We start from the raw sequence: 13,304 nt of genomic DNA, 5'->3' as shown, positions 1-13,304 counted from the left end.
GTGCTCGCGACGGCGAGTCACCCGAGCAGAGTCCATCATGCGAGGACGTCGACGGCAGATACGCCTATCGGATCGTTGAGTAACGGACCAAAAGCAGTGTCGCTGGCACCGATGAGGAGCTGATTTTCGCCGAGCGCCGGAGCGAGAAGTCGCGCTGGCGCTCGCAAGACCGAGGCAGTGCTGTCTGACAAACGTTGGAGAAGTGACTCTCCCGCGAACTCCATCAGCAACCCGAATAGCCCGCCCATGATCACGATGTCGGGATCGTAGATGTTCGCAATAGAACGGAGAGCTGTGGAGACGTAGTCGAGCTGCCGTTCAAGCACCGCACTCCTGTGCGCACTGGGGTGCTTTAAGAGAGCTCGATGCAGTTGGTCCGGAGCGACGGAGGGGGCACCAATCGCCGAGGCGAGGATGTGAGACGAGACCACGGTCGTCAGGCAGCCGACGTTGCCGCAGCTGCACACAGGACCGTCAGGTGCCACTAGGAGGTGTCCAAGACGCGCCACGCCGCCGTTCGCACCTTGGAGGATGCGCCCGTCGACGAGTGCCGCAGCGCCGATGCCACCCGGGCCGCCGTACAGATACACCGCATCGTCGGTGTCCCGAGCAGCGCCCCAGTGCTGTTCCGCAGCCAGCCCCGCAACGGCATCGAATACGAGCTGGGACGGTAGGCCCGTAGCGTCGCGCAACATCCCCGCGAACGGAACATTGCGCCATCGCAGGTGAGGAGCATTGACGATCTCGACGCCGGACCTGTCTACGCGGCCGGGGATCGCGGCGCAGAGTGCGATAAGGCGGGAGGCGGGGACTTCCGCGTGGAGATCAGCGATAGCTGCGGCGACAGACTCCGTTGCCTCAGATGGGGTCAGTACACGATTACTCGGTCTGAAGGTCTGGGCCACGATGCGCCCACCCAGTCCACACAGCGCAACGCGCACACCATCCACATCCGGGTTGATTGTCACGGTGAGGAACTGATCAGTCGGGGCGATCACGGGGGAGGGGCGTCCTGCGCGTCCGGGAGGAAGCGCAGCGTCTTGCCTCACGATTCCAGCGATCTCAAGGTCGGCGATGACTGTTGCGACGGACGACCGTGACAGTCCTGTGTCCCGGGCGATCTCTGCTCGCGACACGGGGCCGACGGAATGCACCAAAGTGAGCACTGCTGACACGTTTCGCCGACGAGTGTCCTCCAGAGTGTTGCCGGAGGTTGATGAGGCCCTCATCTCGTTCCTCTCATCGATGCAGCGGAGTGGCTGATAAGTTCTAGTCTTGCACAAATAGACAACAGGCTGGAGCGCGCATGAAGACAGTACTGGTACTTCGGGGTGAAGGTCGATACTCCGATCCATGGCACGACTTCGCGGCAACATCTTCTCGGATCGCGAAGATTGCGGAGCAGAGTGGTGCCCGCGTCCGAATCAGTGGCGACGTTGAGTCGGAGCTGAGCCGACTCGACGATGTGGATCTGCTCGTCTTCGACGTCGGCAACCCCACGCGGCACGGGCTTGAGTCCTCAACGTTCGGAGCAGCTCGAGCCGGGTTCGTGGACTACGTCCGGTCGGGACGCCCAGTGTGGTCGCACCACGTCTCCGCTACCTCGTTCCCTCATATGCCCGAATGGGAGGAAGTTGTCGGCGGGAGATGGGTCGCCGGAACGTCGATGCATCCCGAGATCGGCGAAGCTTTCGTCGAAGTCCCACCATCAGACCACCCGATTACGCGAGGGTTGCAGGACTTTACGGTCTGGGACGAGCGATACACCAGCCTGCGAGTGAGCCCGAACGTGCAGGCGCTGGCTTTTCACGAGCACGCCGGTGAGATGCACCCTCTCTTGTGGGCCCATGAATATGGGGCGACCCGGGTCGTATACGACGCGCTGGGGCACGACGAGACATCATTCGACTCGCCCGTGCGGAGCGAGATTCTGAGACGGAGCCTCGCGTGGCTGACGGAGAACCAAGACTGAAACGCTTGCAGGCATTTGTCCTAAGTGTGAACATAATGTAGCGTTCTGAGTCATTCACGGACTACAAGGAGGTAAGCCATGCGAAGGACAATGTCGATGACCGCGGCGGTCGCCGTGGGCGCACTGATGCTCGGGGGATGCTCGGCGGCCAGTGAGGACGAGGAATCGAAGGGGGAGGGACCTGTCACGCTCACGTGGTGGACGTGGTGGGCGGGTGCGCCGGGCATCGCCGACGAGTGGAACGCAGATCATCCTGATATCCAGGTAAAGGTGACTAACGTCGGGGGAGGCACTGACCAGTTCACGAAGCTCAACGCGGCTGTCCGTGCAGGCGAGGGTCCCGACATGGCCCTCGCCGAATACCAGTGGTTGCCGTCCTATATTTCCAGCGGCGTCGCTGCCGACATCAGTGACTACACCGACGGACTCGAGGACTCGTATAACCCCGCGGTATGGAACCTTGTCGAACTGGGCGATGGCGGCGTATACGGGGTTCCTCTCGATCAGGCACCAATGCTTCTCATGTATCGCGCAGACCTCTTTGAGCAGTACGGCCTCTCGGTTCCGGCTGATTGGGACGAGTTTGCTGAGACGGCGCGCCAGGCAAAGGCGGCCGCGCCTGACAGCGTGCTCGCGAATTTCCCCACGAACGACGCCGGTTGGCTCGCTGGTCTGTCGGCCCAAGCAGGCGGCGACTGGTGGTCACTCGACGACGGAGCATGGTCGGTGGGAATCGACTCTGATGGGCCCACTTCCGTTGCTGAGTACTGGCAGTCGCTGGTCGACGACGGTGCGGTCTCGGCGGGCGCAAGCGGCACACCCGAGTTCAACTCTCAGCTCAACAACGGCAAGATACTCACGCAGGTCATCGGATCCTGGGGTGCAACCGGATCGTCGATCAAGACCGGCGCTCCGGACACAATCGGGAAATGGCGCATCGCTCCCCTTCCTCAGTGGAGCGACGATGATCCCGGCGTCGGTTTCCAGGGTGGCTCTTCGACTCTCGTGACGACGACCTCCAAGCACCCAGCGCAGGCCGCGGAGTTCCTCACATGGCTCGGATCCACCGCAGACGGCCAGGGCGTGATGATCGAGCAGGGCGGGAACTTCCCCGCTTCTCTGGAAGGACTCGAGGTGTATGCGGGCGTGCCGCAGCCTGCGGACAAGGCGACGTATGGCCAGGACGACTTCCATGATGTTCTGCTCGCCGTTGCCGACAACACCACGGACGTGACGTGGGGGCCGAACACCACTGTCGCGTTCAGCGCGTACTCAGACCAGATCGGGAAGGCCCTGGAGTCGGACACTCCGTTCGCTGCAGCGCTGACCAAGGTTCAGTCGGTTGTCCGTGACGATCTCAAGAAGTCGGGCTTCGACGTCGAATGACTACTATCCCGCTCCCCACAAAACCCCCGAAGACTGCTGCGGAGTATCCGCGGCACCGCCGGCGAACGCCGCTTGCGCCGTACGTCTTCCTGCTGCCAGCGATTGTTCTGTTCGTTTTGTTCCTCGTCGCGCCCATTGGCTACGCAATCGTCCTGAGTCTCTTCGGGCAGCGTGTGCCCGCCGGCTCGGGCGGGTATGGCGCTCGAGAGCAGACATTCGTTGGACTCGAGAACTACGTCTCGTCACTCACGGATCCGGAGTTCGTCGCCAGCATCGGGCGTCTCGGCGTGTACGCGGTGATCGTCATCCCGGTCACCCTTGCAGTCGCGCTGACGTTCGCGCTGTTGCTCGACTTGCCCGCGGTCCGCGGTGCGCGAATCTGGCGCACCAGCATATTGCTTCCGTATGCCGTGCCGGGGGTTATCGCCGCCATGATGTGGGGGTTCCTGTACCTGCCCTCGACGAGTCCCCTCAACGCCGTCTTGACTGGGGTGGGACTTCCGGCTCTCGATCCGCTCGCTTCTGGTTCAGTCATCGGTGCTCTTGCGAACATCAGCATCTGGGGCTCGCTCGGATTCAATATGGTCATCATGTTCACGGCACTCCGGGCCGTACCCGCCGAAGTGTATGAGGCCGCGCGGATCGACGGTTGCTCCGAACTTGATATCGCGGTGCGTATCAAGATTCCACTGATCGCTCCCTCGCTTGTGCTGACAGCGTTGTTCGCGCTGATCGGCACTCTGCAGGCCTACGCCGAGCCAACAGCATTGCGGCCGCTCACTGACACCATCAGTTCCACGTTCTTCCCGTTGATGAAGGTCAACACCGACGCTTTTACGAACGACAACATCAATGGCGCAGCGGCGACGGCAGTCGTGATTGCGGTCTTTACGTTGGCGGCCTCCGCGATCCTCCTACGAGCGACGAGGGAAAAGAGCACTGAATCATGACCACGACCCTCGACCGACCGGAAGCACTTCAGCCATCGACGAACAGCAGAACGGACGTGCGTCGATCCCGTAGACCTGGGATCCTCCCGACAGTCATCCTTGTTATCGGCTCCCTCTACTGTCTCGCACCCCTGGTGTGGGTAGTGATGGCGTCTACTAAGTCCCCCCAGGAACTGTTCTCCACGTTCACCCTTGCCCCGGGCACCGGCTTCTTCAGCAATCTAGAGAAGCTCTTCACCATGCAGAACGGCGTATTCCTGTCATGGATAGGTAACACGCTGATCTACTCGCTCGGTGGCTCAGTGCTCTGCGTTCTGGTTTCTGCCCTAGCGGGATACGCGCTGGCGAAGTTCGAGTTCCCCGGCCGTGACACCATGTTCCGGATCCTGCTTGGCGGCGTCCTCATTCCGGGAATCGCGCTGGCGATCCCGCAGTACTTCGTTATGGCAGGTCTTGGTCTTACGAACACGTACTGGGCAGTCCTGCTCCCGATGGTGATCAGCCCGTTCAGCATCTTCCTTTGTCGCGTGTACGCGAACTCGTCGGTCTCATCCGACCTGTTGGAAGCCGCACGTATCGACGGAGCGACAGAGTACTCCATCTTCGGGCGGATCGCACTGCCCATCATGGTTCCCGGGCTGGTCACAGTCTTCCTGTTGCATTTCATCGGCACATGGAACAACTTCCTCCTGCCGTATCTCATGCTGTCGAACGAACGCCTCTACCCGCTCACGCTGGGACTCTTCACGCTGCTCAGCACAGGAGACGGTAAGGAACTGCTCTACACAACTGCGATCGTGGGCGCCTTCGTGTCGCTCATCCCGCTCGTCGCGTTGATGCTCTTCCTGCAGCGGTTCTGGAAACTCGATCTCATCAGTGGAGGTTTGAAAGGATGACGAAGTTGGATGTTCCAACTCCCCACCTCGGCGGAGAGCGGCTTCTTGGAGATACCGGTCTTACCGTCAGCCCGATCATCGCGGGTGCTGCTGGTTGGCGTCGTCGCGACGACGGCTCGGGCTCCGACCCTGAAGAGACTGCGGCCCTCGTTCAAGCGATGACCAAGGACGGCCTCGTGACGGTGATCGACACCGCGAACAACTACGGATTCGGCGCGAGCGAGCGCCGCGTATCGTGGGCCCTCAATCAGGTCGAAGGGGCCGCTGACCGGCTACTCGTACAAACGAAGGCAGATCGCGCTCCCGGCACCGATGATTTCTCCGCCCGGCAGATGCGCCGGTCTCTTGAGGAGAGTATGGAGCGGCTCGGCGTCGACCGTCTACCTATGGTCTATTTGCATGACCCCGAGAACACGACGTGGGAACTCGCCATGGATGATGACGGCCCTGTCGCCGCGCTCGTCGCGGCGCAGCAGGAAGGTCTCATTGGCGGGCTCGGCATCTCCGGCGGCCCCGCCACTCTGCTTCGCCAGTTCATCGACACCGGTCACTTCCAAGCAGTCATCACTCACAATCGGTTCACCCTCGTCGACCGCTCGGCGGATGCGCTCTTGACAGTGGCCGCGGATGCGGGGCTCGGCGTTCTGAACGCGGCCCCCTATGGCGGCGGAGTTCTGACCCGCTGGCCGCGGCAGTCCACGCGCTACGCCTACGGAGAGGCTCCCCTCGCAATGCTCCGGTCTATCGACGAGATCGGCCATATCTGTGCGGAGGCCGGCGTGCCAATCGCCGCCGCAGCGCTGCAGTGGTCGCTGCGTGATCCGCGGATCACCGGGACCGTCGTCGGGATGGAACGCGTCGATGACTACGCGCGAACACTCGACCTGGCCGCTATGCACATCGACGACGGCCTGTGGGGCGAGATCGAAGCAGTGGAGCTGGACCCGCGAACCTGGCAGGACGCGCACGAGAACTGACGCGATCCCTTTGCAAAACACGCCTACCGAGCCCCAGACGCGTGCCTCGGCTGATGAACGACAAGGATGATCCATGAGACGTAATGCGGCAAAGCTCCCCACCCCGGATGGCGTGGATGCCCTGATTGGTGTGAACTACTGGTCGCGGACTGGCGGGCCCCTGATGTGGCGGGACTATGACGGAGATGTCGTCGCGGAAGAGCTCGAGCAGCTGCGGGCACATGGAATCACTCACACGCGCAGCTTCCTGTACTGGCCCGACTTCCATCCGCAGCCTGACCAGCTCTCCGAGGAGATGCTCGGGCACTTTGCCGACTTCCTTCAGCGACACATCGATGCGGGGATGTGGACGATCCCGACGTTCATCGTCGGCCACATGTCGGCGCAGAACTGGGATCCGGCATGGCGCAACGGCCGCGACATCTTCACGGATGTCTGGTTCGTGGGGCGCCAGGCGTGGTACATCCGCGAAGTCGTATCCCGGTTCGCCGACAACGCTGCCATCGACGGCTGGCTTCTCACGAACGAGGTGCCGATCTACGCCGACTGGCGGTCGCGCGGAATCGACACGATTGATGCTGAGGCCGTCACCGCCTGGGCACAGATCCTCATCGACGCGGTGCGCGCGGGAGGCGGGAAGCAGGCGGTGTCCATCGGCGAAGGCGCGTGGGGCGTTGAGATCACCGGCAACGACAACGGGTTCAGGGTGCGGGAACTCGAACCTCTCATCGACTTCTTCGGTCCACATGTCTACCGCATGGAGGACGACCTTGTCAGACAGCATCTGGGGGCTGCGTTCATCTGCGAGCTCCTCGACATCGGCGACAAGCCCGTAGTCATGGAGGAGTTCGGTGTGACGTCCGACTACGTCGACGACGCCAACGCGGCGCACTACTACCGTCAGGTGCTGCATCACACCTTGCTCGCGGGCGCCACCGCATGGATCCCCTGGAACAACGTGGACTACGACGCTTTCGCCGACCGAGAGCCGTACTCCCACCACCCTTTCGAGATGCACTTCGGCCTCGTTACCTCCGAGGGCGAGCCCAAGGCGCAACTCCTCGAAGTGAAGGAGTTCGCATCGCGCCTCGCCGAGCTCGATTTCGGCGGACTCGAGCGGCCGGACACGAGGGTGGGATTGCTTGTGTCCTCTTTCCTTGAGTCGCCCTACGCATTCACGGCGCGAGAGGACGGCCCCACAGTCTTCCAAGTCGCACGTCAGTCGTATGTCGCGGCAAGAGAAGCCGACCTTCCCATTGGAGTCATTCGCGAACGTGATGGGCTGCCGGACAACCTGGACCTGATCATCGTGCCGTCCACGAAGGCGCTCCTGGCTCCGACATGGACCGATCTCGTTCGACGCGCGGAGGCCGGTGCGGTCGTGTATGCGTCGTACTTCAACGGAGTGCACGCAAACCAGCGGGGATCATGGTGGCCCAAGCTCGACGAACTCTTCGGGGTCCGTAAAAGTCTGAAGTACGGGTTGATCGAACCTGTTCTGACCGACACCGTGACGCTCGAATTCCGATCCGATTTCGGCAGGATCAAGGCCGGGGAGCGTCTGACTTTCGCGGTGGGAGGGACCGTCGAGGGGCGCTCGCATCTCCCGGTCGACGCGACGGAAGCTGAGGTGATCGCCGTCGACGGTTACGGCCAGCCTGCGCTCCTGAGGCGCCGGATTGGTTCTGGGAGCATGATCCTCTCGACCTACCCGCTCGAGTATTTCGCGTCCGCGGTCCCGCGCGTCAATCCGGAGCCGACCTGGCTGCTCTATCAGGCCCTCGCTCTCGAGGCGAAAGCAGCGCCGGGCATTCGAGTCGACGATCCGCGCGTGATGACTGGAGTGATGGAACACCGGGATGGGCGACGGTTCGTGTGGTTCATCAGTCAGAGTGAGCAGCCGGTGACTTTCACGCCAGTGACGAATGCCCGGCTGTCACGCATCGACAATGGTGCGGCAACGACCCACCTCAGCCTTCCCCCGTTCGGCGTCGAGATACTCGCGGTGACCCCAGAGGAGATCGGATCGAATGGCGAACGGGGATCCTCCAGCGAATCCCGGGGGGTGACCCGGTGAAGATCGACCGTGCCGAGGTGATCGTCACCAGTCCTGATCGCAATTTCGTCACGCTCAAACTCACCACGGACGACGGCTTGAGTGGTCTCGGCGACGCTACGTTGAACGGTCGCGAACTGGCAGTCGTGGCGTATCTCTCCGAACACGTAGTCCCGCTGCTCATCGGACGGGATGCGTCCAGCATCGAGGACACTTGGCAGTTCCTCTACCGCTCGGCCTACTGGCGTCGTGGACCTGTCACCATGGCGGCGATAGCGGCGGTCGACGTGGCGCTGTGGGACATCAAAGCCAAAGCTGCGGGTATGCCGCTCTATCAACTCCTGGGAGGAGCGTCTCGCACCGGTCTGCTCGCATACGGCCACGCCTCGGGCAAGACCGTGGAGGAATTGTTCGATTCGATCCGCGATCATCAAGAACAGGGCTACCGCGCGATCCGCGTGCAGACCGGAGTTCCTGGCCTGAAGTCAATTTACGGCATCGCCTCCAACGCGACCTTCGAGGCCAACAGCGGCATCCGATATGACCATGAGCCCGCCCAGCGAGGTGCGATGCCCAACGAAGAGGATTGGGATACGCGCTCCTACCTCAGGCACGTGCCGACCGTCTTCGAGGCGGTGCGGAACGAATTCGGTGCAGAGCTGCCATTGCTGCACGACGGTCATCATCGTTTGACGCCCATTCAGGCGGCATCCCTGGGCAAGAGTCTCGAGCCCTTCGACCTGTTCTGGCTCGAAGACTGCACCCCCGCGGAGAACACGGAGGCCCTGCGACTCGTCCGCCAGCACACCACCACGCCGCTCGCTATCGGTGAGATCTTCAACACGGTCTGGGACTATCAGCAGATCATCCGCGAGCAACTGATCGACTATGTGCGCAGCGCAGTAACGCACACGGGTGGAATCACTCACCTGAGAAAAGTGCTCGACTACGCGGCGATGTACCAGATCAAATCGGGCATGCACGGGCCTACCGATATCTCCCCGGTCGGCATGGCCGCGGCGATGCATCTCGGCCTTTCCGTCCACAACTTCGGTATCCAGGAGTACATGAAACACGGCGCACGCACTGACTCCGTCTTTCAGCAGTCGTTCCGTTGGAGCGATGGCATGCTCCATCCCGGTGATCAGGCCGGTCTTGGAGTCGACCTCGATCTTGACGAGGCAGGCAGGTATCCGTACCAGCGCGCCTACTTGCCGTTCAACCGTTTGGCTGACGGCACCGTCCATGACTGGTGAGCTAAGCCACCAGCAGAGATGGTGAGCTACGTCGCCAGAGTTCCCTGGCGGCGGTCACATTACAGCCCCGCATCAGCCGAGTGAAGGTCCGTGTCCGGGGGCGATTGTGCCCTGCAGTACAAGCGAGGCCGCGCCGATCGCCGCTGTGTCTCGAGGATTCGCCGACAGCTCCACCAGGATCGGATGAGCACGTCGCGCGAAGAAGCTCTGCTCGAGTCGTGAGCGGATCGTCCGTGTGTAGAGGGAGCCCGCCACCGCCATCCCCGGCCCGGCAAGCACGAGGCGGTCGAGATCGAGAAGGTTGGACAGGGTCACCGTTGCGGAGGCGATGTGATCTGCGGATCGCTGCAACAGGCCGAGGGCCGTGGCGTGTCCGCTTATCGCCGCGCGGGCGAGTTGATCGAAGTCCCTGCTGAGCGTCTCCGGGTCGAATCCGAGGCGGAGATCGCTGAGAGCTCCGCGCACTTCGTGCGCGGCCAGCATGACGGCCTCCGGCGCGGCGTAGCGCTCGAGGCATCCGCGGTTGCCGCAGTGGCACGGGACTCCATCGGCATCGATGCTTATGTGGCCCAGCTCGCCGGCGTTCGAGCTGGAGCCGCGGTAGAGGGCGCTGTCGAGCACCATGCCTGCGCCGATTCCCGTGCCCATGTAGATGCAGGCGAACGACTCCGTCCGCGACACCTGTCGACTCCAGAACTCTCCGACCGCGGCGGCGGCAGCGTCGTTGTCGACTATGACGGGGGCGTCGATGGCTGACTGGAGCGCTTGCTTGAGCGGGAACTCGTCCCATCGCGAGAGCGTCGGCGGTCCGAGGAGCACTCCGCCAACCTGCGCGATAGGGCCGGGTGCGACGACGGCGACACCAGCGATCGAGGCGGGGAGAAGGTCGACTGCGTCTACGAAATCGCGATAGAGCGCGGCGATCCTGGCGGTGACCTCGTCGGGCGGTGCTGATCCGGCTCCATTGACGAGCTGACGTCCCACCACTCCGCCACGTACATCGGTGGCGACAAGGGTGATCGATTCGAAGCCGAGTTGGATCCCGATCCCGTACTTGGCGCTCGCGTTGATCTCGAGCAGAGTGCGTGGCTTGCCGCCCTGCGACGCCGCGCGCCCCGACTCTCTGACCAGACCGGCCTCGATGAGGCGGCGCACGATGTTCGATACGGACGGTTGCGTGAGCCCGGTCGCCTGAGTCAGTTCGGTTCTGCTGATAGGCCCTGCTGATCTGATCAGGTCGACGATGAGCGCCTGGCTGCCGGGGCCGGACTGTATCGACTCGCGCCGGGCCATCTGTGTCTCCTGATCATCGAGCGCGTACTGTGAGGGGCGCACACGACGATCCGATCACGAAAGGTCGCCCACCCGATGGGTCCCGATTTCGAACAGACTATCGCGCAGGTGCGGCCTATCGGCCTCACACTGTTCCGCGCCTCCGAGATCTACGGCGCCGAGCCGTTCTATCACGAGCTGATCGCCGGAATCGATCGTGTGGTCCGGCCCGCAGGTCTCTCAGTGCTGCTGCGCGTGCTCGCCACACGCGAGGAGGAGATACTGCAGCTGGAGCGATGGCAGCGAGAGCATGTCGTCAGCGCGTTCATCCTGGTCGACGTCGTCGACCATGACGAACGCGTGTCTTTCGCTGAGCGCAGCAGCATTCCCGCGATCGTGATCGGGGCACCTGCCTCGGCCAAGGCTCTCCCGGCCGTGTGGACGAACGATGCGCTCACGATGCGCGAGGCCGTCGACCGCCTCGTCGCGAGTGGGCATCGTCACCTTGCACATGTCACCGGCCCCATTGAACTGACGCATACCGAATCCCGCGTCGAGGCTTTCGCGGCTCTCGTGGATGCGCTCGACCTCGACGCCGTCAGCCTCACCGGCGACTACTCGCGAACCTCTGGTTTCGAGGCCATGAACATCCTGTTGGCGAGCGAGCGTCGGCCCACCGCCGTGATCTTCGACAGCGACCTCATGGCTCTGGGCGGACTCGACGCAGCTCAGCAGGCCGGGCTTCGCATACCCGAGGACATCTCCGTCGTGGCATGGGATGACTCGGCGCAATGTCAGCTCTCGGAGCCACCCCTCTCCGCCCTGAGCCACGATGTGCAGCGCATCGGCGAGATCGCCGGGGAGGAGCTGCTGGAACTGCTCGCCGGCCGGCCGGCGCAGACTCGCGAAGCTCCCCACGCTGTGTTCATCGAGCGCGCGACATCGGGACCCGCCCCGGTCGAGTGACCGATTGGGGCCCACTCCGCCGACACCAATCCGTTACATAAATTAATAATCTTAAGTCTTGACTCTGATGTCTCCGCCAGCGATGCTGGATGCCGAGCGACGAGGCAACCCGGCCCTTCGTCCGCGAACGAAGGAGTTCTCATGAACCGGAAACCGATCCTCGGTCTCGCCGCGATGACGGCGGTCGGCGCGATCGTCCTCGCTGGATGCTCGGGCGGAGCGAGCAACGACGACGGTGAGCCGTCGGGCGAGATCACGGTCCTGACCAACCGCACCGACCTCGTCGACACCACCTTCAAGGAGTACGCGGAGACATTCGAGGAGGAGTATCCGGGTACGACGGTGAAGTTCGAAGCGCTCACCGACTATGAGGGTGACACGAAGATCCGCCTCAACTCGCAGGACTACGGCGACGTGCTTCTGATCCCGAGCTCGAACGTGACCAAAGACCAGTACGCGAACTTCTTCGAGCCGCTGGGCACGGTCGAGGAGCAGTCCGAGACCTACCGCTTCGCGAATGAGGCATCGTTCGATGGCACGGTGTACGGCGTGTCCACGTTCGGTTCGGCGATGGGGTACGTGTTCAACCGGGATGTCTGGACGGAGGCGGGCATCACCGAGCCGCCGGCGACCGAAGAGGAATACCTCGACGCCCTCGAGAAGATCAAGGCGACGGGATCGATCCCGTACTACACGAACTACAAGGACGGCTGGCCGCTCGCGACTCTGGAAGGCAACCTGGGCGCGACCCAGGGGCCCGAGGTCCGCTCCGAAATGATCGAGACGGACGACCCATGGTCGGAAGGCAATGACCAGTACAACATCGACGGGCTGCTCTTCGACACTGTGGCAGCAGGGCTCAGCGAACCCGACCCGACGACCACCAACTGGGAGGAGTCGAAGAACCTCCTCGCATCCGGCGAGATCAGCTCAATGGTCCTCGGCTCCTGGGCGGTGTCGCAGATGCAGGATGCTGCCGAGAAAGCAGGCGAGTCGCGAGATGTCATCGGCTTCTGGCCGATGCCCTGGAAGACCGATGACGGCTTCACCTCGGTGACCGCGTCCGACAAGTTCCTGGCGATCAGCAAGCACTCGGACAACAAGGCGACGGCCAAAGCGTGGATCGACTGGTTCACGAACGAGTCCGGATTCGCCGCAAGTCAGGGAGCGATCAGTCCGGTCATCAGCGATCCCGCGCCGGACACTCTCGCGGACTTCGCCGACCTTGGAGTCACCTACCTGGAGCTCGCGCCCGATCCCGTCGGCAAGGAGGCCGTGATCAACGACATCGCCAACGAGGCCGAGATCGACCTCTTCGGCAACACCTACCGGCAGAAGCTCATCGATGTCGCGCGCGGAGCCGCGGACGGAGACAAGGAGAGCGCATTCGCTGATCTTAACGAGCGCTGGGCCGCGGCGCGGGCTGCCGTCGCCGAGTAATCCTCACAGGTCGTCCGGCTCCGATTTCCCCCGGAGCCGGACGACCATCCTCACTGAAGAGAGCAGACACAATGGCAATCGGACAGGGAACGTCGCCCGCCACGAGGGCGCTGGTGACGACCCGACCTCGCAG

The 13,304-nt window shown here is 62.9% G+C and carries 11 protein-coding genes and 1 pseudogene; 9 read left to right on the top strand and 3 right to left on the bottom strand.

Annotation, left to right across the window (positions count from 1 at the left end; genetic code table 11):
• Positions 1–35 precede the first annotated feature (35 nt).
• Entirely contained in the window at positions 36–998 is a 963-nt protein-coding gene (locus AKG07_RS09915) for an ROK family protein (protein ID WP_053097716.1), read from the bottom strand.
• A 54-nt stretch (positions 999–1,052) separates the two neighbouring features.
• Positions 1,053–1,229, bottom strand: a pseudogene (locus AKG07_RS18235) (DprA-like winged helix domain-containing protein); the annotation flags it as partial.
• 77 nt (positions 1,230–1,306) lie between these two features.
• On the opposite strand from AKG07_RS18235, the gene AKG07_RS09910 reads away from it, so the two are divergent.
• The 7 genes from AKG07_RS09910 (at position 1,307) to manD (ending at position 9,493) form a co-directional block, all read left to right on the top strand.
• The gene (locus tag AKG07_RS09910) at positions 1,307–1,972 is read left to right on the top strand and encodes a ThuA domain-containing protein (RefSeq protein ID WP_053097715.1); all 666 of its coding nucleotides are present in this window, start codon (positions 1,307–1,309) and stop codon (positions 1,970–1,972) included.
• A 96-nt stretch (positions 1,973–2,068) separates the two neighbouring features.
• Complete coding sequence (locus AKG07_RS09905) at positions 2,069–3,358, top strand: ABC transporter substrate-binding protein (protein ID WP_171821942.1); 1,290 nt, start codon at positions 2,069–2,071, stop codon at positions 3,356–3,358.
• On the top strand, positions 3,355–4,308 hold the full coding sequence (locus tag AKG07_RS09900) for a carbohydrate ABC transporter permease (protein WP_053097713.1): 954 nt from the start codon (positions 3,355–3,357) through the stop codon (positions 4,306–4,308). Before AKG07_RS09905 ends, AKG07_RS09900 begins: the two co-directional genes overlap by 4 nt.
• Positions 4,305–5,204 carry a carbohydrate ABC transporter permease gene (locus AKG07_RS09895; RefSeq protein WP_053097712.1) on the top strand — a complete coding sequence of 300 codons (900 nt, stop codon included), beginning with the start codon at positions 4,305–4,307 and terminating at the stop codon, positions 5,202–5,204. Before AKG07_RS09900 ends, AKG07_RS09895 begins: the two co-directional genes overlap by 4 nt.
• Complete coding sequence (locus AKG07_RS09890; RefSeq protein ID WP_053097711.1) at positions 5,201–6,181, top strand: aldo/keto reductase; 981 nt, start codon at positions 5,201–5,203, stop codon at positions 6,179–6,181. Before AKG07_RS09895 ends, AKG07_RS09890 begins: the two co-directional genes overlap by 4 nt.
• A 73-nt stretch (positions 6,182–6,254) precedes the next feature.
• The gene (locus AKG07_RS09885) at positions 6,255–8,258 is read left to right on the top strand and encodes a cellulase family glycosylhydrolase (protein WP_082297887.1); all 2,004 of its coding nucleotides are present in this window, start codon (positions 6,255–6,257) and stop codon (positions 8,256–8,258) included.
• Entirely contained in the window at positions 8,255–9,493 is a 1,239-nt protein-coding gene (gene manD, locus AKG07_RS09880; RefSeq protein WP_053097710.1) for a D-mannonate dehydratase ManD, read from the top strand. The genes AKG07_RS09885 and manD overlap by 4 nt, the downstream gene beginning before the upstream one ends.
• A gap of 72 nt (positions 9,494–9,565) precedes the next feature.
• On the opposite strand, the gene AKG07_RS09875 is transcribed toward manD, so the two are convergent.
• Positions 9,566–10,786 (bottom strand): ROK family transcriptional regulator, encoded by a 1,221-nt coding sequence (locus AKG07_RS09875; RefSeq protein ID WP_171821941.1) that lies wholly within the window; start codon positions 10,784–10,786, stop codon positions 9,566–9,568.
• Between the two features lie 75 nt (positions 10,787–10,861).
• Here AKG07_RS09875 and AKG07_RS09870 point away from each other — a divergent pair, with 75 nt between their 5' ends.
• Entirely contained in the window at positions 10,862–11,731 is an 870-nt protein-coding gene (locus AKG07_RS09870; RefSeq protein ID WP_053097709.1) for a LacI family DNA-binding transcriptional regulator, read from the top strand.
• A gap of 141 nt (positions 11,732–11,872) precedes the next feature.
• Entirely contained in the window at positions 11,873–13,171 is a 1,299-nt protein-coding gene (locus tag AKG07_RS09865) for an ABC transporter substrate-binding protein (RefSeq protein ID WP_053097708.1), read from the top strand.
• The last annotated feature ends 133 nt before the right edge of the window (positions 13,172–13,304 follow it).

The sequence above is a fragment of the Microbacterium sp. CGR1 genome, assembly GCF_001266755.1.
Classification (GTDB): domain Bacteria; phylum Actinomycetota; class Actinomycetes; order Actinomycetales; family Microbacteriaceae; genus Microbacterium.
Note: the sequence above shows the minus strand (reverse complement) of the source record. Positions and strands in the feature narration are given on the sequence as shown.

Excerpts from the sequence above, each read along its gene's own strand:
- AKG07_RS09910 (WP_053097715.1), top strand. The coding sequence starts at position 1,307 with ATGAAGACAGTACTGGTACTTCGGGGTGAAGGTCGATACTCCGATCCA.
- AKG07_RS09905 (WP_171821942.1), top strand. The coding sequence starts at position 2,069 with ATGACCGCGGCGGTCGCCGTGGGCGCACTGATGCTCGGGGGATGCTCG.
- AKG07_RS09900 (WP_053097713.1), top strand. The coding sequence starts at position 3,355 with ATGACTACTATCCCGCTCCCCACAAAACCCCCGAAGACTGCTGCGGAG.
- AKG07_RS09895 (WP_053097712.1), top strand. The coding sequence starts at position 4,305 with ATGACCACGACCCTCGACCGACCGGAAGCACTTCAGCCATCGACGAAC.
- AKG07_RS09890 (WP_053097711.1), top strand. The coding sequence starts at position 5,201 with ATGACGAAGTTGGATGTTCCAACTCCCCACCTCGGCGGAGAGCGGCTT.
- AKG07_RS09885 (WP_082297887.1), top strand. The coding sequence starts at position 6,255 with ATGAGACGTAATGCGGCAAAGCTCCCCACCCCGGATGGCGTGGATGCC.
- AKG07_RS09875 (WP_171821941.1), bottom strand. The coding sequence starts at position 10,786 with ATGGCCCGGCGCGAGTCGATACAGTCCGGCCCCGGCAGCCAGGCGCTC.
- AKG07_RS09870 (WP_053097709.1), top strand. The coding sequence starts at position 10,862 with ATGGGTCCCGATTTCGAACAGACTATCGCGCAGGTGCGGCCTATCGGC.
- AKG07_RS09865 (WP_053097708.1), top strand. The coding sequence starts at position 11,873 with ATGAACCGGAAACCGATCCTCGGTCTCGCCGCGATGACGGCGGTCGGC.